Origin of the sequence: Streptomyces sp. SID5910, assembly GCF_009862125.1 — a bacterium.
In the GTDB taxonomy this organism is placed as follows: domain Bacteria; phylum Actinomycetota; class Actinomycetes; order Streptomycetales; family Streptomycetaceae; genus Streptomyces.
The window spans coordinates 1-19,909 of the sequence record NZ_WWHX01000059.1; the positions used below are offsets into that span (position 1 = coordinate 1).

General features: G+C 72.5%; 18 protein-coding genes and 1 tRNA gene. 10 read left to right on the top strand and 9 right to left on the bottom strand.

Annotation, left to right across the window (positions count from 1 at the left end; genetic code table 11):
- Positions 1-88: transfer RNA gene (locus tag GTW67_RS02180), tRNA-Leu, on the bottom strand.
- A 184-nt stretch (positions 89-272) separates the two neighbouring features.
- Here GTW67_RS02180 and GTW67_RS02185 point away from each other — a divergent pair.
- The 3 genes from GTW67_RS02185 to GTW67_RS36820 all read left to right on the top strand — a co-directional run bounded on the left by GTW67_RS02185 (position 273) and on the right by GTW67_RS36820 (position 3,022).
- Positions 273-1,598, top strand: coding sequence for a M20/M25/M40 family metallo-hydrolase (locus tag GTW67_RS02185; protein ID WP_161163087.1), 1,326 nt, complete (start codon positions 273-275; stop codon positions 1,596-1,598).
- Positions 1,599-1,764: 166 nt separating this feature from the next.
- On the top strand, positions 1,765-1,998 hold the full coding sequence (chpH, locus tag GTW67_RS02190; protein ID WP_161163088.1) for a chaplin ChpH: 234 nt from the start codon (positions 1,765-1,767) through the stop codon (positions 1,996-1,998).
- A 163-nt stretch (positions 1,999-2,161) separates the two neighbouring features.
- Positions 2,162-3,022: a chaplin gene (locus GTW67_RS36820; protein ID WP_202436708.1), complete on the top strand. Its 861-nt coding sequence runs from the start codon at positions 2,162-2,164 to the stop codon at positions 3,020-3,022.
- A 90-nt stretch (positions 3,023-3,112) separates the two neighbouring features.
- On the opposite strand, the gene GTW67_RS02200 is transcribed toward GTW67_RS36820, so the two are convergent.
- Positions 3,113-3,301 (bottom strand): DUF5703 family protein, encoded by a 189-nt coding sequence (locus tag GTW67_RS02200; RefSeq protein ID WP_161163089.1) that lies wholly within the window; start codon positions 3,299-3,301, stop codon positions 3,113-3,115.
- Between the two features lie 47 nt (positions 3,302-3,348).
- Here GTW67_RS02200 and GTW67_RS02205 point away from each other — a divergent pair, with 47 nt between their 5' ends.
- The gene (locus GTW67_RS02205; protein ID WP_161163090.1) at positions 3,349-4,098 is read left to right on the top strand and encodes a hypothetical protein; all 750 of its coding nucleotides are present in this window, start codon (positions 3,349-3,351) and stop codon (positions 4,096-4,098) included.
- Between the two features lie 94 nt (positions 4,099-4,192).
- Here the strand turns inward: GTW67_RS02205 and GTW67_RS02210 are convergent, their stop codons facing one another.
- Both GTW67_RS02210 and GTW67_RS02215 read right to left on the bottom strand, forming a co-directional pair.
- Entirely contained in the window at positions 4,193-6,523 is a 2,331-nt protein-coding gene (locus tag GTW67_RS02210; protein ID WP_161163091.1) for a helix-hairpin-helix domain-containing protein, read from the bottom strand.
- A complete protein-coding gene (locus GTW67_RS02215; protein ID WP_161163092.1) occupies positions 6,520-7,506 on the bottom strand; it encodes an aldo/keto reductase in 987 nt (328 codons plus the stop codon). Before GTW67_RS02215 ends, GTW67_RS02210 begins: the two co-directional genes overlap by 4 nt.
- A 112-nt stretch (positions 7,507-7,618) precedes the next feature.
- On the opposite strand from GTW67_RS02215, the gene GTW67_RS02220 reads away from it, so the two are divergent.
- Positions 7,619-8,674 (top strand): LLM class F420-dependent oxidoreductase, encoded by a 1,056-nt coding sequence (locus GTW67_RS02220; protein WP_161163093.1) that lies wholly within the window; start codon positions 7,619-7,621, stop codon positions 8,672-8,674.
- A 242-nt stretch (positions 8,675-8,916) separates the two neighbouring features.
- On the top strand, positions 8,917-9,705 hold the full coding sequence (locus GTW67_RS02225; RefSeq protein ID WP_161163094.1) for a ferritin-like domain-containing protein: 789 nt from the start codon (positions 8,917-8,919) through the stop codon (positions 9,703-9,705).
- Between the two features lie 19 nt (positions 9,706-9,724).
- Here the strand turns inward: GTW67_RS02225 and corA are convergent, their stop codons facing one another.
- Positions 9,725-10,717, bottom strand: coding sequence for a magnesium/cobalt transporter CorA (gene corA, locus GTW67_RS02230; RefSeq protein WP_161163095.1), 993 nt, complete (start codon positions 10,715-10,717; stop codon positions 9,725-9,727).
- Positions 10,718-10,778: 61 nt separating this feature from the next.
- On the opposite strand from corA, the gene GTW67_RS02235 reads away from it, so the two are divergent.
- The 4 genes from GTW67_RS02235 (at position 10,779) to mshC (ending at position 14,276) form a co-directional block, all read left to right on the top strand.
- On the top strand, positions 10,779-11,465 hold the full coding sequence (locus GTW67_RS02235) for a histidine phosphatase family protein (RefSeq protein WP_161163096.1): 687 nt from the start codon (positions 10,779-10,781) through the stop codon (positions 11,463-11,465).
- A gap of 94 nt (positions 11,466-11,559) precedes the next feature.
- Positions 11,560-12,150, top strand: coding sequence for an Rv2134c family protein (locus GTW67_RS02240; RefSeq protein ID WP_161163097.1), 591 nt, complete (start codon positions 11,560-11,562; stop codon positions 12,148-12,150).
- Positions 12,114-12,944: an Rv2133c family protein gene (locus tag GTW67_RS02245; protein WP_202436710.1), complete on the top strand. Its 831-nt coding sequence runs from the start codon at positions 12,114-12,116 to the stop codon at positions 12,942-12,944. The genes GTW67_RS02240 and GTW67_RS02245 overlap by 37 nt, the downstream gene beginning before the upstream one ends.
- Positions 12,945-13,046: 102 nt before the next feature.
- The gene (mshC, locus tag GTW67_RS02250; RefSeq protein ID WP_161163099.1) at positions 13,047-14,276 is read left to right on the top strand and encodes a cysteine--1-D-myo-inosityl 2-amino-2-deoxy-alpha-D-glucopyranoside ligase; all 1,230 of its coding nucleotides are present in this window, start codon (positions 13,047-13,049) and stop codon (positions 14,274-14,276) included.
- Between the two features lie 159 nt (positions 14,277-14,435).
- Here the strand turns inward: mshC and GTW67_RS02255 are convergent, their stop codons facing one another.
- From GTW67_RS02255 to GTW67_RS02270, 4 genes are all read right to left on the bottom strand, one after another.
- The gene (locus GTW67_RS02255) at positions 14,436-15,431 is read right to left on the bottom strand and encodes a PAC2 family protein (RefSeq protein ID WP_161163100.1); all 996 of its coding nucleotides are present in this window, start codon (positions 15,429-15,431) and stop codon (positions 14,436-14,438) included.
- Between the two features lie 145 nt (positions 15,432-15,576).
- Positions 15,577-17,193, bottom strand: coding sequence for a glycerol-3-phosphate dehydrogenase/oxidase (locus tag GTW67_RS02260; protein ID WP_161163101.1), 1,617 nt, complete (start codon positions 17,191-17,193; stop codon positions 15,577-15,579).
- An 8-nt stretch (positions 17,194-17,201) separates the two neighbouring features.
- Positions 17,202-18,740 (bottom strand): glycerol kinase GlpK, encoded by a 1,539-nt coding sequence (glpK, locus tag GTW67_RS02265; RefSeq protein ID WP_161163102.1) that lies wholly within the window; start codon positions 18,738-18,740, stop codon positions 17,202-17,204.
- 84 nt (positions 18,741-18,824) lie between these two features.
- The gene (locus GTW67_RS02270; RefSeq protein WP_161163103.1) at positions 18,825-19,619 is read right to left on the bottom strand and encodes an aquaporin; all 795 of its coding nucleotides are present in this window, start codon (positions 19,617-19,619) and stop codon (positions 18,825-18,827) included.
- Positions 19,620-19,909: the final 290 nt, after the last annotated feature.

Below are 19,909 nucleotides of genomic sequence, written 5' to 3' on the forward strand. Positions count from 1 at the left end.
TGGTGTCCGAGGGGGGACTTGAACCCCCACGCCCGATAAAGGGCACTAGCACCTCAAGCTAGCGCGTCTGCCATTCCGCCACCCGGACAAGGTGTCTGTCGCGCGGGTTTTCCCCGTGGCGACGACGTAAACATTACCAGGCTTTCGAGGGTGCCCGATCACCCCCGTCCCGGCGTGAACGGCGTGTGACGGGCCGGGTCCGGTCTTGGGCCCGGACGGTCGGAGGGGGAGGATGAGGGGGACCCACCAGCAGTGACAGCGGGAGGAAGCACGTGAGCGAGTCGGGCACGGCCAGGAGCGTCACCGGCGAGGACGAGGTCGTCGACCTCTGCCGCGAGCTGATCCGGATCGACACCAGCAACTACGGCGACCACTCGGGCCCCGGCGAGCGCAAGGCGGCCGAGTACGTCGCCGAGAAGCTCGCCGAGGTGGGACTGGAGCCGCAGATCTTCGAGTCCCACCCGGGCCGCGCCTCCACGGTGGCCCGGATCGAGGGCGAGGACCCGTCGCGGCCCGCGCTGCTCATCCACGGCCACACGGACGTCGTCCCGGCCAACGCGGACGACTGGACCCACCACCCCTTCTCCGGCGAGGTCGCCGACGGGTGCGTGTGGGGACGCGGCGCGGTCGACATGAAGGACATGGACGCGATGACCCTCGCGGTCGTCCGCGACCGGATGCGCAGCGGGCGCAAGCCGCCGCGGGACATCGTCCTCGCGTTCCTCGCCGACGAGGAGGCCGGCGGCACGTACGGCGCCCGCCATCTGGTCGACCACCATCCCCACCTCTTCGAGGGCGTCACCGAGGCGATCAGCGAGGTGGGCGGCTTCTCCTTCACCGTGAACGAGCAGCGCCGGCTCTACCTGATCCAGACGGCCGAGAAGGGCATGCACTGGATGAAGCTGACCGTGGCCGGTACGGCGGGACACGGTTCGATGATCCACCGCGACAACGCCATCACCGAGCTGTCGGAGGCCGTCGCGCGCCTCGGCCGGCACACGTTCCCCGTCCGGGTCACGAAGACCACCCGGGCCTTCCTCGACGAACTCGGCGACGCCCTCGGCACCGACCTCGACCCGGAGAACATGGAGGGGACCCTCGCCAGGCTCGGCGGCATCGCCAAGCTCATCGGCGCGACCCTGAGCAACACCGCCAACCCCACCCAGCTGGGCGCCGGTTACAAGGTGAACGTCATCCCGGGCGAGGCGACCGCGCACGTGGACGGCCGGTTCCTGCCCGGACACGAGGAGGAGTTCCTCGCCGACCTCGACCGCATCCTGGGCCCGCACGTGCGGCGCGAGGACGTCCACTCCGACAAGGCCGTCGAGACCACCTTCGACGGCGCCCTCGTGGACGCGATGCAGTCCGCGCTGGTGGCCGAGGACCCGGCCGCCAAGGCCATCCCGTACATGCTCTCCGGCGGCACGGACGCCAAGTCCTTCGACGACCTCGGCATCCGCGGCTTCGGCTTCGCGCCCCTCAAGCTGCCGCCGGAGCTGGACTTCGCGGGCATGTTCCACGGCGTCGACGAGCGCGTGCCGGTGGACGGCCTGAAGTTCGGCGTGCGCGTGCTCGACCGCTTCATCGACGCGTCCTGAATCCGCCCGCTGAAACGAGACTTCACCCTTCTCCGGGATTCGACCGCACGTGCGGGAGGCTACCGGGAAGGGTGAATGCGCTCATAGGCTCGTAGCCTCATTACTTCGGCCTCGTTACAGGTGATGCGATCGGCAATTCGGATCGCCTTGTCAACTAGGAGGAATAATGCTCAAGAAGGTCGTCGCCGCTGCGGTTGCCACCGGTGGTCTGGTCCTCGCGGGTGCGGGCGTCGCCGCCGCCGACTCCGGTGCGCAGGGTGTGGCCGCGCACTCCCCGGGCGTCGTCTCCGGCAATGTCATCCAGGTTCCCGTGCACGTGCCGGTGAACGTCTGCGGCAACACGATCTCCGTGATCGGCCTGCTGAACCCCGCCTTCGGCAACGTCTGCGTCAACAAGTGACGTTGCGTCCCGCCCCCGTGAGGGTCTGAGTCCGTCGGCCCCGGAGCGCACGCCATGCGCTCCGGGGCCGACGGTCTTCTAGGAGCAGAACATCAGCGTGCATCAGCGTCGGAAAGGACGAAATCCGGCGCTACGGGACTAGGGCAAGGCAGGGATTTCGGAAATGCGACAGGTCACCCGCAAGGGCCTGATGACGATGGCGGCCGCCACCGGTGTGCTCGCCGCCGCGGGCGGTGCCGCCCACGCCGACTCCGGGGCGTTCGGCTCCGCTTCGAATTCGCCCGGCGTACTGTCCGGCAACACGGTGCAGGCGCCCGTGCACGTGCCGGTCAACCTCTGCGGCAACACGGTCGACGTCATCGGCGTCCTCAACCCGGCGGTCGGCAACACGTGCGCCAACCGGGGCGGCGGCCACGGCGACTCCGGCGGCCACGGCGGTGCGCACGCCGGCGGACAGGCCACGGACTCGCCCGGGGTCGGCTCCGGCAACACGGTGCAGGTGCCGGTGCACGTCCCGGTGAACGTCTGCGGCAACAGCGTCAACGTGGTGGGCGTTCTGAACCCGGCCACGGGCAACGACTGCGTCAACGGGGGCGACGAAGACCACTCCACGCCGCCGGGCGAGCCGGGCAACCCCGGTAACCCGGGGGAGCCGGGCAACCCCGGTAACCCTGGTGAGCCCGGTAACCCCGGCAACCCTGGTGAGCCCGGTAACCCTGGCAATCCGGGTGAGCCCGGTAACCCGGGTAACCCGGGTAACCCTGGTGAGCCCGGTAACCCCGGCAACCCGGGAGAGCCCGGTAACCCCGACACCCCGGCCAACCCCGGCACCCCGGGTGACGAGACGCCGGGCGGCTCCTCGCACGTCAACCAGCCGGGCACCCAGACCGTCACCCAGCCGCGGGGCGACGCACAGCTCGCCGAGACCGGCAGCGAACTGCCGCTGGGGCTCGCCCTCCCGGTGGGCGCGGGCGCGCTGCTCGCGGGCACGGTGCTCTACCGCAAGGCGCGCGCCGCGGCCTGACGCGCGGACCGGCACACGGAGCGGGCCCCGCCACCGGCGGGGCCCGCTCCGTCTCCGTCACCGGCGCCGGGTCGCCCCGGGTACCGCCGATCACCAGGTGGCGCGCACCTGGCGGATGATCCGCCGCCGCAGCCGAACCTTGCGACTGCCGTCGCGCAGCAGGCTCAGGCGGTACAGCTCCCAGTGTCCGTACTCGGCGTGGTCGGTCAACAGACGTGTCGTCTCCTTGCGGGAAACCCCGCGTGGCACGTACACGTCGACAAATTCGTATTCCGGCATCGCATCTATTGTGCGGGCTGGGGCCCGGTACGGATAGCGTCTGCACTATGTCTGATGCTGCGCAGCCCACCGCTGCCGAGGTACGCGCCGCCGCCGAGGCGGTCAAGACCGCGCTCGACCGCCACCTGGCCGCGGTCGAACGCCGGTCCGGGGAGGACGACCCCGCCGTCTACCAGGCGTTCAACGAGCTGGCCGCGGCCGCGGAGGTGTACGACGAGCTGCTCTACGACCGCTACGACGAGGTCACTCCCTTCGAGATCCCCGGCGCCGACGAGACGCCGCCGTACACGGGCCCCGAGGAGCCGAACGCGCTGAGCGTGCTGATCCGCCGCGACTACGCGGTGGCGGAGCCGCAGCGGCTGATGGCACACGCCCGGCGGATCGAGGCGGCCGACGACGACGCGGCCGTGGGCGCGGACGTCGCCGGCACGGTCCACGGGGCGCTCGGCATCCTGTTCGGCGAGTTCGAGGCGGACGAGATCGCCTCCCGGCACAAGGAGTTCGGCCTGGAGGAGGGCGACTCCACCCTCTGGGTGACGGCCGCGGACGAGGCCGCCGAACCGGGCGAGTGGCTGGAGGCACCGTTCGACCAGGTCGACGCCGAACGAGTGGTCTGCCGCTTCGACGTCAGCGCGGTCTTCGACGACGAGTTCGACGACGACGATGACGACGACGTCGTGCCGGAGCCGACGGAGGGCTTCGACACGGACCTCGATACGGACCTCGACACGGACGTGGACGAGGAGACGGACGACGAACCGGACGGCGAGCCGGAGCGGTTGCGGGCGGACCGCTGAGCGGCGCACCGCACCGCACCCACGTACGGCGGCGGTCACGGGGCACGCCCCCGTGACCGCCGCCGTCACATGATCCGCACGGCGACCTACGGGCTCAGCCGCCCACCGGCACCTGCGGGGCCAGCAGCGCCGGCAGCCGGGTTGTGCGCGGCTTGGCCTGCACCTCGGCGACGGCGCGGGGCAGCGCCTGGTCCACCCCGTGCACCACGGACAGATGCCGGGCCGCCCGGCCGAACGCCGTGTAGACCCACGGGCGGCTCAGCGCCTGCGCGGCGTCGCCCGGCAGGACGACGACCACCGCGGGCCACCGGCCGCCGACCGCCTGGTGCGCGGTCAGCGCCCAGCCGTGCCGCACGGTCCGCTCCACCCGGTCCTGCGGGACCACCACGGCCTCGCCCGCGCAGGACAGGCGCAGTCCGTCGGCGTCGGCCCCCACCACGCGGCCCGGCAGCGTACGGCCCGGCACGGGGGAGTAGGCGACCCGGTCACCGGGGTCGAAGCCGCCGAAGCGGCCGGGGCCCGGGTTCAGCCGCTCCTTCAACGCCGCGTTGAGCGCCCGCGTGCCCGCCGCGCCGCCGTGGCCCGGCGTGATCACCTGGGTCTCCTCGGCGGGGACGCCGATCGCCCGCGGCACCGAGTCCGCGACGAGCTGCACCGTGCGGTGCACGGCCTCGCCCGCGTCCCGCACCGGCACGATCACGACCTCCTTGCCGGGCGCCTCCACCTGGCTCAGCTCGCCGATGCCGATGCCGGAGACCAGCTCGCCCAGAGGGCCCGGGTCCGGACGCCGGGAGGCGACCTGGGGGCAGACACGCGCCGCCAGCAGATCCGCGAAGACCCGCCCGGGGCCCACGGACCACAGCACGCCCGGATCGCCGGCCAGCACCAGCCGTGCCCCGTCGGGCAGCGACTCCGCCAGCAGGGCGCCCGTCTCCACGTCCACCTGCGGTGCGTCGAGGACGACGAGCAGATCGAGGTCCAGCGCACCGTCCGCGTCCCGCCCGGGCCCCTCGGCCCCGGCCAGCAGCCCGGCCAGGGTGACGACGCGCGTGCCGTCCAAAGCCGAGCCGTCCGATGGGGGCGAGTCCACCGCCGGCGAGTCCGGGTGCGGCGCCGTCGGCCGGTCGGTCAGCAGGGCGGCGAAGCGGTCGCGGCCCAGCGGGCCGTGCGCGGCGGCCCAGGCGCGCAGCCCGAGGCCCCGGGCGGCCCGCAGCAGGGCCGCCGGTTCGGCCAGGGACGCCTCCCCACCGGTGTGCAGGACCAGCCCGTGCTCCGCGACCGCACGGATCAGGTCGGCGGCGGAACCCCGCGCGGACGCGGCGGCCCGCTCCCAGTCCTCCGCCGCACCGTCCTGCTTCGGCACCGAGTTGACCAGCCGGGCCAGACCGTCGGCGAGGCTCTCCTCCGCGAGCGCGTACCGCTCCAGACCGACCAGCACCCGCACCGGACGCTCCTCGGCCTCGTCCGCTCCCTCCGTCCCCTGCGCCGCCACCGCGCCGTCGGCCGGGCGGGCACCCGTCTCCTCCAGGGCGTCCTGGAAGACCAGGGCGTCACCCTCGGCCAGCGTGCTCTGTACGGCCGTGTCGGGATCCGGCACGCCCCGCTGGGCCAGCGCGGCCGTGAGCCGCGGCAGCTCCAGGGCCGTGTGCCCGGTCAGGGCCGCCTGCTCCAGCAGCCAGACGGTGACCGCACGGCCCCGCCGCTCGTCGTCCGGGCCGCACTCCGCGCCGAGCAGCGCCCGGGCGAACCCGTCGGCCTGCTCCGGCCGGACCCCGGCGACCCGGAGCAGCTGCCAGGGGTCCGCGCGCAGCGACTCCTCGGCCGCCTCGCCGAGCAGCGCGGAGGCCCCCGGCGCGAGCGTCTCGGGGGCGCCGCCCTCGGCCAGGACGCGCCGCACGGCCTGAACGGTCTCCGGCGCGGGTCCCGCGGGCACGGGGGCGGGCCCGTCCGGCGCCGGCTGCGGGCGTCGTACCGGCTCGGGGGCGGGGCGGCGGGGTGCGGGCCGGGGCTCGCCGAAGACCGTGGCGGCCGGCTTCTCGCCGCTCTCCACGGCGCGCACGGCGGCGAGCAGCTCGGCCGCGGTGCCGCTGAGCTTGGTCCCGCTGGCGATCGGCTGCTGCTTCTCGGCCTTGCGGCGCTCGATCCGCTCCCGCTCCAGCCGCTGGGCGGCCAGCTCGGCCTCGGCCTCCGACACCTGAGCCGCCGCGCCCTCACCGGCCGCACCGGTCCCGTCACCGGCCTCCCCGGCAGCGTCCCCGGCGTCGGCGTCGGCGTCGGCGTCGGCGGCATCCGGCTCCGGAGCCTGCGCCCCGCCGGCGTCCGCGTCCGTGTCGTTCCGCTCGGACTCCCGCGCGGTGCCCGGCGCTCCCGGCTCGGTGTCCACGGCGTCCGCGGTGTCCTCGGCGGGTTCGGGCTGCGTGCTCACAGCGTGCTCCAGTCGTGATCGGGATAGCGGTGCACGGGCGCCGACACGTCGTCGAGCGCCCGGCAGATCTCGTCAGGAAGACTAAGGGTCTCCACTGACAACGCCGCCGTGAGCTGCTGCGCGTTGCGCGGGCCGATGATCGGGGCGACCACCCCGGGCCGGTCCCGGATCCAGGCCAGGGCGACCTGGAGCGGGGTCACCGCTAGCCCGTCCGCCGCCGTCGCCACCGCGTCCACGATGTGCCCGGCCGTGTCGTCCAGGTAGGGCTCGACGAAGGGGGCCAGGTGCTCCGAGGCGCCCCGCGAGTCGGGAGGCGTCGCGTCCTTGCGGTACTTGCCCGTGAGGACCCCCCGGCCCAGCGGCGAGGAGGGCAGCAGCCCGATGCCGAGGTCCAGCGCGGCCGGCAGCACCTCGCGCTCGACGCCGCGCTGGAGCAGCGAGTACTCCATCTGCGTACTGGCCACCCGGTTGCGCACGCCCGGCGCCGCCAGCTGCCAGGTCGCCGCCTTGGCCAGCTGCCAGCCGCAGAAGTTGGAGACCCCGGCATAGCGGGCGCGGCCGCTGCTGACGGCCACGTCGAGGGCGTGCAGCGTCTCCTCCAGCGGCGTGTCCGGGTCGAAGGCGTGCAGGTGCCACACGTCGACGTGGTCCGTGCCCAGCCGGGCCAGGGAGGCGTCCAGCGCGGCGAGCAGATGGCCGCGCGAGCCGTCGAAGCGGCGGTCGGGATCTCGGACGCTGCCGGCCTTGGTCGAGATCACCAGGTCCCGGCGCGGCACCAGGCCCTCCATGAGTCGGCCGAGGAGGTATTCGGCCTCCCCGTCGCCGTACACGTCGGCGGTGTCGACGAGGGTCCCGCCCGCTTCCCAGAAGGTCTTCAGAAGGTCTGCCGCGTCGTGCTCGTCGGTGTCCCTGCCCCAGGTGAGGGTGCCCAGCCCGATGCGGGACACGCGCAGGCCGGTGCGGCCGAGATGCCTCTGCTCCATGAACGCCGACATTACTGGCCACGGCTTGCGCTGTGGGGGCCTGTGGACAACCGAATACGCACGCTAGGGTCGGGGCACCACAGACGTTACTGATCGGTAAGGGGAATCGGCCATGCAGCTCGGGATCAACCTCGGCTACTGGGGTGCCGGAATGGACGCGGACAACCTGGCCGTCGCCAAGGAGGCCGACCGGCTCGGCTACGCCGTGTGCTGGGCCGCCGAGGCCTATGGCTCGGACGCCGCGACGGTGCTCACCTGGGTCGCCGCCCAGACCGAGCGCATCGACGTCGGCTCGGCCATCTTCCAGATCCCGGCCCGCCAGCCGGCCATGACCGCGATGACGGCCGCCACCCTCGACTCCCTGTCCGGCGGCCGGTTCCGCCTCGGCCTCGGCGTCTCCGGACCGCAGGTCTCCGAGGGCTGGTACGGCGTCAAGTTCGACAAGCCGCTCGCCCGCACCCGCGAGTACGTCGAGATCGTGCGCAAGGCGATGACCCGGGAGCGGCTCTCGTACGAGGGGCAGCACTGGACGCTGCCGCTGCCCAGCGGCCCCGGCAAGCCCATCAAGCTGACCGTGCACCCGCAGCGCGAGCACATCCCGCTGTACATCGCCGCGATCGGCCCGAAGAACCTGGAGCAGACCGGCGAGATCGCCGACGGCGCCCTGCTGATCTTCCCGTCCGCCGACCACCTGGAGGAGACCGCGATCGGGCATCTGCGCGCCGGACGCGAGAAGGCCGGGAAGACCCTCGACGGCTTCGACATCGTCCCCACGCTGCCGCTCGCCCTCGGCGACGACAAGGACGTCAGCGCGCTCGCCGACACCTTCCGCCCGTACACCGCGCTCTACGTGGGCGGCATGGGCAGCCGCAAGCAGAACTTCTACAACCAGCTCGCCCAGCGCATGGGCTACGAGCGGGAGGCCGCCGAGATCCAGGACAAGTACCTGTCCGGCGACAAGCAGGGCGCCGCCGCGGCCGTCCCGCACGACCTGATCGACCGGACGACGCTGCTCGGCAGTGTCGACCGGATCGCGGACCGGATGAAGGCCTACGCCGCCGCCGGTGTCACCACGCTGACCCTGGCTCCCGCGGGCTTCACCCTGGACGAGCGGCTCGCCGCGCTCCGCGCCGGCACCGAGGCGCTGGAGCGCGCCGGGCTGGCCTGACGCGGGAGCGTCGGAGAAGTTCTGCGGCCGTGGTGGGGGCTCGGGGGTCTTCCCCGCCACGGCCGTCACGCGGAACAACGCGTCCGCGCGCGTGGGGTTACGCCCTCCCGCGCACGTACCGTCCTTCTTTCGGCGCACTTCCCCGCCGCACCTGTTGCCGCATCCGGCGTCCCGCACTTGACTCGTTCTTCGCGGAGACCGCCGAACCTGCGGAGCCCTGCGGAGGCAGAGAGGTGCCAGCGATGCTTTCGGCAAAGAGCCTGTTCCAGGAGATCCTCGACGACGACGAGTCGTTCCGTCTGTTCTGCTCGATCGCCGCCAGCGGCGAGTCGCAGGGCGGCTGGGAGAACGCGCGCATCGCGGCACTGGTCCCTCAGAGCGAGCGCGCCCTCGCCCCGAAGATCGCCCGGCACGGCGCGGACGAGGACAAGCACGGACGGATCTTCAACGCCCTGCTGAAGAAGCGCGGCCTGGAGCCCGTCGACGTGCCCCCCGACACCGACTACACGATGCTCCTGGAGCGGCACGGCATCGGCCTCGCCCACGAGAAGCTCAAGGCCGACCGGGCCCTGACCGTGCGGGACGTCATCACCTACCTCGCGCACAGCAGGGTCACCGAGCAGCGCGCGGCCGAGCAGATGGCGCTGCTCCTCAGGTACTTCTCGGACCACCCCGACCTGGGGCGGGCCGTGCGCATGATCTCCGCCGACGAGGACAACCACCTCGCCTACTCCCACGAGGAACTGCTGCGCTACGCCGCCGCCGGGCACGGCCGCTACATCCAGCGGACGCTGCGCGAGTGCGCGCACGCCGAGATCCGCGTCCACCGCGACGTCAGCCTCGCGGTGATGGCCCGCATGGGCCGGCTGCTCGGCTGGTCCCGGGCGAGGTCGGCGCTGCTCGCGGCGGGCATCCACGCGGTGTACGCCTACGAGCGGGTGGCCGGCTGGCGCCGCATGGTGACCCTGCGGACACCCGAGCGGCGCGACGCCCTCGGCGGACCCGCCACCGCGGCCCCCGAGCTGGCCTGAGAGGCCCGTACCCGGCGCGCTACAGCCAGCCCCGCCGCTTGAAGGTGCGGAACAGCAGCACTTCCAGCACGGCCATCACCACGATCACCGCGGGGTAGCCCCACACCCAGCGCAGTTCCGGCATGTGCTCGAAGTTCATGCCGTAGATCCCCGCGAGCATCGTCGGCACCGCGGCCATGGCGGCCCACGCGGAGATCTTCCGCATGTCGTCGTTCTGCCGGACACCCGTCTGCGCCAGGTGCGCCGACAGGATGTCCGAGACCAGCCGGTCCAGGCTCTCCACCGACTCGTTCACACGCGTGAGGTGGTCGCTCACGTCCCGGAAGAAGGGCCGGGCCTTGTCGTTCACGAACGGCACGGAGCCGTACGCGCCCGTGCCCGACAGCCGGGCCAGCGGCGGCGCCAGCGGCCCGGTCGCGCGGCGGAACTCCAGCACCTGCCGCTTGAAGTTGTAGATCCGGGACGCGGTGTGCCGCGAGCCGCCGCCGTCCGGCGAAAAGACCTCCGCCTCCAGCTCCTCCAGGTCGTTCTGAAGCTCGACCGCCACGTCCAGGTAGTGGTCGACGGCGGCGTCCGCTATCGCGTACAGCACGGCGGTGGGCCCCTTGCCGAGCAGCTCCGGCTCGTGCTCCAGGCGCTGCCGCACCGCCTTCAGCGGGGCGCCCTCGCCGTGCCGGACGACGACCACGAACGCGTCGCCCAGGAAGATCATGATCTCGTCGGCGGAGACGGCGTCGCTCTCCGGCTCGTACACCACCGGCTTGAGGACGGCGAAGAGCGAGTCCTCGTACACCTCCAGCTTGGGCCGCTGGTGCGCCTTCAGGGCGTCCTCCACGGCCAGCGGATGGAGCCCGAACTCCTCGGTGACCAGGTCGAACTCCTCCTCCGTCGGCTCGTGCAGCCCGACCCACACGAAGCCGCCGGCCTCCCGCGCCTCGCCGAGCGCGTCGGAGAAGTCGGCGGGCCCGTCCGTCCGGTGCCCGCCCCGGTAGATGGCACAGTCGACGATCACCGAACGCATTCTCCCTTCGCCCCGTCGTCCTCGCACCGCGTCGTGCGCCTACCCTGGCCGCATGCCCACGCTGATCCTGGTTAGGCACGGACGTTCCACCGCCAACACCGAGGGGCTGCTCGCCGGCTGGACGCCCGGCGTCGCCCTCGACGAACGCGGCGCCGCGCAGGCCGCCGCGCTGCCCGGCCGCCTCGCCGGCCTGCCGCTCGCCGAGGTCGTCGCCAGCCCGCTCCAGCGCTGTCAGGAGACGGTCCGGCCCCTGCTCGACGCCCGCCCCGGACTGCGGGCGCACACCGACGAACGCATCGGGGAGTGCCACTACGGCGACTGGTCCGGCCGCAAACTCGCCGAGCTCAAGGACGAGCCCCTGATGGAGGTCGTGCAGGCGCACCCCTCCGCGGCGGCCTTTCCCGGTGGCGAGTCGATGCGCGCCATGCAGACCCGCGCCGCCGAGGCGGTACGCGAGTGGAACGCGCGCGTGGAGCGCGACCACGGCGCCGACGCCGTCTACCTGATGTGCTCCCACGGCGACATCATCAAGTCCCTCGTCGCGGAGGCCCTCGGTCTCCACCTCGACCTCTTCCAGCGCATCTCCGTCGAACCCTGCTCCGTCACCGCGATCCGCTACACCCGGCTGCGGCCGTACCTCGTCCGCCTCGGCGACACCGGTGACTTCGCCTCCCTGGCCCCCCGCGAGGAGCCCGCGGAGGGTGACGCCCCGGTCGGTGGTAGTGCGGGCGCACCGTGATCGTCGGCCGCAGTAGGGTGAAGCGATCGCAGCAGTGACCGCCCCCCCGATTCCCGCTTCCCCCGACTTCCCCGACTTCCCATGGAGACAGGACGTGTCCCGTCAGGTGTTCCTCTACGACCAACCGGATCGTTTCGTGGCCGGCACGGTCGGGCTGCCCGGACGCCGTACGTTCTTCCTCCAGGCCATCGCCGGCTCCCGGGTGACCAGCGTGGCCCTGGAGAAGACCCAGGTCGCCGCGCTCGCCGAACGCATGGACGAGCTCCTCGACGAGGTCGTGCGGCGCAGCGGCGGCAGCACCGTCGTCCCCGCCGTGGCCCCCACCGAGGCCGCCGACACGGCGCCGCTGGACACCCCCGTGGAGGAGGAGTTCCGGGTCGGCACCATGGCGCTCGCCTGGGACGGCGAGGACCAGTGCATGATCGTGGAGGCGCAGGCCCTCGTCGAGCTGGAGGCCGAGTCCGAGGAGGACCTGGCCGAGGCCGAGGAGCGACTCCTCCAGGACGAGGAGAACGGCCCCCCGATGCTCCGCGTCCGTCTCACCGGCGCGCAGGCCAGGTCCTTCGCCAAGCGCGCCCTCGACGTCGTCAACGCCGGGCGGCCGCCGTGCCCGCTGTGCAGCCTCCCGCTCGACCCGGAAGGACACGTATGTCCGCGCCAGAACGGATACCGCCGCGGAGCGTGACCACCGACGCGGCGGCCGCCGAGCTGCTCGCCCGGGGCGAGCTGACCGTGCGCGGACGCATCCGTGAGGCGTCCAACGCGGCGCTGTACTGCACGGTGGCGCACGAGGGACGCGAGGCGGCCTGCATCTACAAGCCCGTGGCGGGGGAGCGCCCCCTGTGGGACTTCCCGGACGGCACGCTCGCCCAGCGCGAGGTCGCCGCGTACGAGGTCTCCGAGGCGACCGGCTGGGGCCTCGTACCGCCCACCGTGCTGCGCGACGGCCCGTACGGCGAGGGCATGGTCCAGCTGTGGATCGACGCCGTGCCCGAGTCGGAACTGCTGGCCCTGGTGGACGCCGAGGAGCCCGGCCCCGGCTGGAAGGCCGTCGCGTTCGCCGAGGTCGACGAGGGCCGCACGGCGCTGCTGGTGCACGCCGACGACGAGCGGCTGCGGCGGCTCGCCGTCCTGGACGCCGTCGTCAACAACGCCGACCGCAAGGGCGGCCACCTGCTGCCCGCGGCCGGGGAGCGGCTCTACGGCATCGACCACGGGGTGACCTTCCACGCCGAGAACAAGCTGCGCACGCTCCTGTGGGGCTGGGCGGGCGACCCGCTGACCGCGGAGGCCCTGGCGGCGCTGGACGCCCTCCAGGAGGCCCTGAAGGACGGCGCGCCGCTCGCGGCCCGGCTCGGCGGGCTGATCACCCCCGCCGAACTGGACGCCACGCGCGCGCGTGTCGGCGCCCTGCTGGAGACCGGCAAGCACCCGGAACCGAGCGGCGAGTGGCCGGCCATTCCCTGGCCACCCGTGTAGGGACCGACCTGCACAACGGCCGGTGACGCGCAAGAGCGCCTTACCGGCCATCCGGCCCGGTCCGGTTCGTGTACGGAACACCCGTCCGGTTACGCTCATGACATGCATGCCTGGCCCGCTTCCGAGGTCCCCGCCCTGCCTGGTCAGGGCCGCGACCTGAGGATCCACGACACCGCGACCGGCGGCCTCGTCACCCTCGACCCCGGTCCCGTCGCCCGTATCTACGTCTGCGGCATCACCCCGTACGACGCCACCCACATGGGGCACGCGGCGACCTACAACGCGTTCGACCTCGTGCAGCGCGTGTGGCTCGACACCAAGCGGCAGGTTCACTACGTCCAGAACGTCACCGACGTCGACGACCCCCTCCTGGAGCGGGCCGAGCGGGACGGCGTCGACTGGACCGCCCTCGCCGAGAAGGAGACCGCCCTCTTCCGCGAGGACATGACCGCGCTGCGCATGCTCCCGCCGCAGCAGTACATAGGCGCCGTGGAGGCCATACCCGGCATCGTCCCGCTCGTCGAGCGGCTGCGCGACGCCGGCGCCGCCTACGAACTCGAGGGGGACGTCTACTTCTCCGTCGAGTCCGACCCCCACTTCGGCCAGGTCTCCCACCTCGACGCCGCGGCCATGCGGCTGCTGTCCGCCGAGCGCGGCGGCGACCCGGACCGGCCGGGCAAGAAGAACCCGCTCGACCCGATGCTGTGGATGGCGGCCCGCGAGGGCGAGCCCAGCTGGGACGGCGCCTCCCTCGGCCGCGGACGCCCCGGCTGGCACATCGAGTGCGTGGCCATCGCCCTCGACCACCTCGGCATGGGCTTCGACGTCCAGGGCGGCGGCTCCGACCTGGCCTTCCCGCACCACGAGATGGGCGCCTCGCACGCCCAGGTGCTCACCGGCGAGTTCCCCATGGCCAAGGCCTACGTGCACGCCGGCATGGTCGCTCTGGACGGCGAGAAGATGTCGAAGTCCAAGGGCAACCTGGTCTTCGTCTCCCAGCTGCGCCGCGAGGGCGTCGACCCGGCCGCCGTCCGGCTCACCCTGCTCGCCCACCACTACCGCTCCGACTGGGAGTGGACCGACCAGGTGCTGGAGGACGCCCTCGCCCGGCTCGACCGCTGGCGCGCCGCCGTCTCCCGGCCCGACGGCCCGCCGGCCGAGGCCCTCGTCGAGGAGATCCGCGAGGCCCTCGCGAACGACCTCGACTCCCCGGCCGCCCTCGACGCCGTCGACCGCTGGGCCGCCCTCCAGCAGGAAACCGGCGGCACAGACACCGGCGCCCCGGGCGTCGTCTCCCGCACGGTCGACGCCTTGCTGGGCGTGGCGCTGTAACGCCGCCTACGTAGCTGCGGGCAGTCGTGCCGCGGGGGCGGCACGGGTGGGCGCAGCGGCACCCGGCAAGCGCCGGTTCGCGTCCCCCGCAGTGACCCGCACGAAACGACTGAGGGGCGCTCCCACCAGGGAAGCGCCCCTCACTCACACCCACCGGGCTCAGTCCTCCGACGACTCCTCGTCGTCCCCGCCCGCCTGCGGCGGCTTGGGCGGCTTGGGCGGCCGCGCCCGGCCGCTCGGGTTGTCCCGCAGATACGGCGTGCCGGGCGTCCCGTCGCTGCCGTCCGCCGTGGCGTGCCCGCCCGGTCCGGTGCCACCGTCCCGGCGCCGCAGATACCGCTCGAACTCGCGGGCGATCGCCTCGCCCGACGCCTCCGGCAGCTCCGCGGTGTCCCGGGCCTCCTCCAGCGACTGGACGTACTCGGCGACCTCGCTGTCCTCCGCGGCCAGCTGGTCCACGCCGACCTGCCAGGCGCGCGCGTCCTCGGGCAGCTCGCCCAGCGGGACCCGCACGCCGATCAGGTCCTCCAGCCGGTTCAGCAGGGCCAGCGTGGCCTTCGGGTTCGGCGGCTGCGACACGTAGTGCGGCACCGCCGCCCACAGCGACACGGCCGGCACGCCCGCGTGCGTGCACGCCTCCTGGAGGATGCCGACGATGCCCGTGGGGCCCTCGTACTTGGTCTCCTCCAGGTCCATGCGGCGGGCCAGGTCGGCGTCCGACGTGGTCCCGCTGATCGGCACCGGACGGGTGTGCGGGGTGTCGCCCAGCAGGGCGCCCAGCACGACGACCAGCTCCACGCCCAGCTCGTGGGCGAAGCCGAGCAGTTCGTTGCAGAACGAGCGCCAGCGCATGGACGGTTCGATGCCGCGGACGAGGACGAGGTCGCGCGGCTTGTCGCCGCCGACGCGGACCACCGAGAGGCGGGTCGTCGGCCATGTGATCTTGCGGACACCGCCGTCCATGAAGACCGTGGGGCGGTTCACCTGGAAGTCGTAGTAGTCCTCGGCGTCCAGCGCCGCGAACACCTCGCCCTTCCACTCCTTGTCCAGGTGCGCGACCGCGGCGGAGGCGGCGTCACCGGCATCGTTCCAGCCCTCGAACGCGGCCACCATGACCGGGTCGATCAGCTCGGGAACCCCCTCGAGCTCGATCACCCAGCGCCTCCTTCCGACGTGCCCTCGCGTACCCCCCAACCTTACGGCGTGCCGAGGGACCGCCCGCAGTCCCCTTGCACGGGGGAGTGAACGGATCACTGCCCCGCGCAAGTGGCTCGGACACCCCCGGACCGCGCCGCTCCGGCTACTTCTTGTCGAGCACGTCCCGCACCTTGGCGCGGACCTCGTCCGTAGCCAGGCCGCGGATCGTCAGCGTCGTGCGGCGGCGCAGCACGTCGTCCGGCGTCTCGGCCCACTCGTGGTCGCGGGCCCACACGACCTGCGCCCAGATCTCCGGCGCGTCGGGGTGGACGCGCTCGGCCAGCTCCGGGCTCTCGTTGGCGAGGCGGGCGATGTCGAAGGCCAGCGAACCGTAGTGCGTGGCCAGGTGCTTGGCGGTGTCCGCGGCCATGCGCGGGCCGGGCGCCGGGCCGTCCACCAGCAGCCGGTGGGCGACGGCGCGCGGGTTGGCGACACCGGGCAGCGGCAGCTTCTTCGGCAGCGAGGCGATCGGCTCGAAGTCGTCGCCGAGCGGGTGGCCCGGCAGCGCCTCCAGCTTCTTCATGACCGTACGGCCGATGTGGCGGAAGGTGGTCCACTTGCCGCCCGCGACGGACAGCATGCCGCCCCGGCCCTCGGTGACGACCGTCTCGCGCTTGGCCTTCGCGGTGTCACCGGGCCCGCCCGGCAGCACGCGCAGACCCGCGAAGGAGTACGTGATGAGGTCCCGGTCGAGCTGCTGGTCGCGGATGGAGAACGCGGCCTCGTCCAGGATCTGCGCTATGTCCTTGTCGTTGACCGCGACGTCCGCGGGGTCGCCCTCGAACTCCTCGTCGGTCGTGCCGAGCAGCAGCATGTCCTCCCAGGGGAGGGCGAAGGTGATCCGGTACTTGTCGATCGGCGTGGCCAGCGCGGCCTTCCAGGGCGCGGTGCGCTTCAGCACCAGGTGCGCGCCCTTGGACAGGCGGATGGAGGGCGCCGCGTTCGGGTCCTCCATGCGGCGCAGGTGGTCCACCCAGGGGCCGGTGGCGTTGAGCACCAGGCGGGCGCCGACTCCGAACTCGTCGCCGGTCAGCCGGTCCTTCAGCTCGGCGCCGGTCACCCGGCCCTTGGTGAAGCGCAGTCCGGTGACCTCGGCGTGGTTGAGGACGACCGCGCCCGAGTCGACCGCCGCGCGCACCGTCATCAGCGCCATGCGGGCGTCGTTCATCTGGTCGTCGCCGTACACGGCCACGGCCTTGAGGTTGTCGGTGCGCAGCTCCGGCACGTCCTGCGCGGCCTTGGCCGGCGAGAGCAGGTGGCCGACGCCGTCACCGAAGGCGGACAGCGCCGAGTACGCGAAGACGCCGGCGCCGAGCTTCGCCGCGCCGTGCGGCCCGCCCTTGTACACGGGGAGGTAGAAGGTGAGCGGGTTCGCCAGGTGGGGGGCCACCTGGCGGGAGACCGCACGGCGCTCGAAGTGGTTCTCCGCCACCAGCTTCACCGCGCCGGTCTGCAGGTAGCGCAGTCCGCCGTGGAGCAGCTTGGAGGAGGCGGAGGAGGTGGCGCCGGCGAAGTCGCCGGCGTCGACCACGGCCACCCTGAGACCGGACTGCGCGGCGTGCCAGGCGGTGGAGATGCCCAGGATGCCGCCGCCGATCACGAGAAGGTCGTACGACGCCTTGGAGAGCTGCTCCCGGGTCTCGGCCCGGCTCGGGTTCGAGCCGGAGGCCGGGTGCGTACCCAGGGCAGGCACGGACTGCAGGGTGGACTGAGTGGTCATGGTGGTTCTTACTCCTCGTCCTCGAGCCAGCCCATGGTCCGCTCGACGGCCTTGAGCCAGCTCTTGTACTCACGGTCGCGGGTCTCCGCGTCCATGCGGGGGGTCCACTCGGCGGCCCGCCGCCAGTTGGCGCGCAGGTCGTCGGTGCTGTTCCAGAAGCCGACGGCGAGACCGGCGGCGTAGGCGGCGCCGAGGCAGGTGGTCTCGGCGACCATCGGGCGCACCACGGGGGCGTCCACGAAGTCGGCGAGGGTCTGCATCAGCAGGTTGTTGGAGGTCATGCCGCCGTCGACCTTGAGGGCCGAGAGCTCGACGCCGGAGTCCTTCGTCATGGCGTCGGCGATCTCGCGGGTCTGCCAGGCGGTGGCCTCCAGCACGGCGCGCGCGAGGTGCGCCTTGGTGACGTACCGGGTCAGGCCGGCGATCACACCGCGGGCGTCGGAGCGCCAGTACGGGGCGAACAGGCCGGAGAAGGCCGGGACGAAGTAGGCGCCGCCGTTGTCCTCGACCGTGAGGGCCAGGGTCTCGATCTCGGCGGCCGTGGAGATCAGGCCCATCTGGTCGCGCATCCACTGCACCAGCGAGCCGGTGACGGCGATCGAGCCCTCCAGGGCGTAGACCGTGTCCTGGTCGCCGATCTTGTAGCCGACCGTGGTCAGCAGGCCCGAGTACGAGTTGATGATCTTGTCACCGGTGTTCATCACCATGAAGGTGCCGGTGCCGTACGTCGACTTGGTCTCGCCCTCGGAGAAACAGGTCTGGCCGAACAGGGCCGCCTGCTGGTCGCCGAGCGCGGAGGCGACGGGGATGCCGCCGAGCAGGTCGCCCAGCTTGCCGCCCGTGATCTCGCCGTAGACCTCGGCGGAGGAGCGGATCTCGGGGAGCATCTGCATCGGCACGCCGATGGACTCGCAGATGCGCGCGTCCCACTCCATGGTGTGCAGGTTCATCAGCATGGTGCGGGAGGCGTTGGTGACGTCGGTGACGTGCTTGCCGCCGTTCACCCCGCCGGTCAGGTTCCAGATGACCCAGGTGTCCATGGTGCCGAAGAGCAGGTCGCCCGCCTCGGCGCGCTCGCGCAGGCCGTCGACGTTGTCGAGCAGCCAGCGGGCCTTGGGGCCGGCGAAGTAGGAGGCGAGGGGGAGGCCGGTCTCGCGGCGGAAGCGGTCCTGGCCGACGTTGCGGCCGAGCTCGCGGCACAGGGCGTCGGTGCGGGTGTCCTGCCAGACGATGGCGTTGTGGACGGGCTCGCCGGTGTTCTTGTCCCAGACGAGGGTGGTCTCGCGCTGGTTGGTGATGCCGATGGCCTTGATGTCGTCGCGGGTGATGCCGGCCTTCTCGACCGCCCCGGCGACGACCTCCTCGACGTTGCTCCAGATCTCGGTGGCGTCGTGCTCCACCCAGCCCGGCTTGGGGAAGATCTGCTCGTGCTCCTTCTGGTCGACGGAGACGATGCGTCCGTCGCGGTCGAAGACGATGCAGCGCGAGGAGGTGGTGCCCTGGTCGATGGCGGCGATGAAGGGGCCTGCGGTGTGGGCGTCGGTCACTGTGTGCTCCTGGGATTCCGTGGTGGGACGGCCGGTGCTGCGGCGCGTGTGCTGCGGCTCGATGATGGCCGAGCGGAGGCCCGCTCAGGCGAACGCGACGTTGTAGACACCTCCGGCGATCGCTCCTCCGATCAGCGGACCGACGACCGGGATCCAGGCGTAGCCCCAGTCGGAGCCGCCCTTGTTGGGCAGGGGGAGCAGCGCGTGCACGATGCGCGGGCCGAGGTCGCGGACCGGGTTGATCGCGTAGCCCGTCGGGCCGCCGAGGGAGAGGCCGACCGAGACCACCACGAACGCGGTGACGAGGGCGCCCAGGACGCCGAGACCGTTGCCCTCGTCGTTGAGGCCCTGGGTGAGGATGGCGAGCAGCAGGACGAAGGTGCCGATGATCTCCGTCGCGAGGTTCTGCACCACGTTGCGGATCTCCGGGCCCGTCGAGAAGACGCCCAGCACGGGTCCGGCTCCGGTCTCCTGCGCCTCGACGGCCTTGGCCGTCGTGTCCTGCGCGCCCGGACCGCCGACGATCTCCCGGTCGGTGAGGTGGGCCTGGAACTGGCCGTAGTAGGCGAGCCAGACGAGGACCGCGCCGATCATGGCTCCGAGGAGCTGCCCCGCGAAGTAGGTCGGGACGTTGCTCCAGTCGCCGTCCTTGATCGCGATGCCGACCGTCACGGCCGGGTTGAGGTGGGCGCCGGAGAGCGGGCCGGAGATGTACGCGGCCGTCATGACGGCGAAGCCCCACCCGAAGGTGATGGCGAGCCAGCCGGCGTTGCGGGCCTTGGAGGCCTTGAGCGTCACGGCGGCGCAGACTCCGCCGCCGAGCAGGATGAGTATGGCGGTACCGATGGTCTCGCCGATGAAGATGTCGGAGCTGGACACCCGCGACTCCTTTGTCCTTCGTCCAGGGGAAGCCGAACCCCGGGTCCCTCCGGGTGTTCCGGCGCCCTCGGTGTGAGAGCGATGGCGGCCCTTGGCGTTGTCACACTCTAACGCGTATTGCCGGTAGGTGTTCGACAATGCCGACCGATGGACGGGAGTCTGCTTCGGCTTCACATGTGCGTCAAGAGTTCTGTTATCGAAAGCACGATCGTTATTGATCGCCGCGGGTTATCGGTGCGGCGCACGGGCGCTGGGCGCGGGCGGGGCGGGCCCGGGGCGGGGGCGCGCGG

What these genes read in the sequence shown, in the direction of transcription:
- mshC (WP_161163099.1), top strand. Translation starts at nt 13,047, where the DNA reads ATGCATGCCTGGCCCGCTTCCGAGGTCCCCGCCCTGCCTGGTCAGGGC.
- GTW67_RS02235 (WP_161163096.1), top strand. Translation starts at nt 10,779, where the DNA reads ATGCCCACGCTGATCCTGGTTAGGCACGGACGTTCCACCGCCAACACC.
- chpH (WP_161163088.1), top strand. Translation starts at nt 1,765, where the DNA reads ATGCTCAAGAAGGTCGTCGCCGCTGCGGTTGCCACCGGTGGTCTGGTC.
- GTW67_RS02260 (WP_161163101.1), bottom strand. Translation starts at nt 17,193, where the DNA reads ATGACCACTCAGTCCACCCTGCAGTCCGTGCCTGCCCTGGGTACGCAC.
- GTW67_RS02245 (WP_202436710.1), top strand. Translation starts at nt 12,114, where the DNA reads ATGTCCGCGCCAGAACGGATACCGCCGCGGAGCGTGACCACCGACGCG.
- GTW67_RS02220 (WP_161163093.1), top strand. Translation starts at nt 7,619, where the DNA reads ATGCAGCTCGGGATCAACCTCGGCTACTGGGGTGCCGGAATGGACGCG.
- GTW67_RS02225 (WP_161163094.1), top strand. Translation starts at nt 8,917, where the DNA reads ATGCTTTCGGCAAAGAGCCTGTTCCAGGAGATCCTCGACGACGACGAG.
- GTW67_RS02215 (WP_161163092.1), bottom strand. Translation starts at nt 7,506, where the DNA reads ATGGAGCAGAGGCATCTCGGCCGCACCGGCCTGCGCGTGTCCCGCATC.
- GTW67_RS02205 (WP_161163090.1), top strand. Translation starts at nt 3,349, where the DNA reads ATGTCTGATGCTGCGCAGCCCACCGCTGCCGAGGTACGCGCCGCCGCC.
- GTW67_RS36820 (WP_202436708.1), top strand. Translation starts at nt 2,162, where the DNA reads ATGCGACAGGTCACCCGCAAGGGCCTGATGACGATGGCGGCCGCCACC.
- GTW67_RS02200 (WP_161163089.1), bottom strand. Translation starts at nt 3,301, where the DNA reads ATGCCGGAATACGAATTTGTCGACGTGTACGTGCCACGCGGGGTTTCC.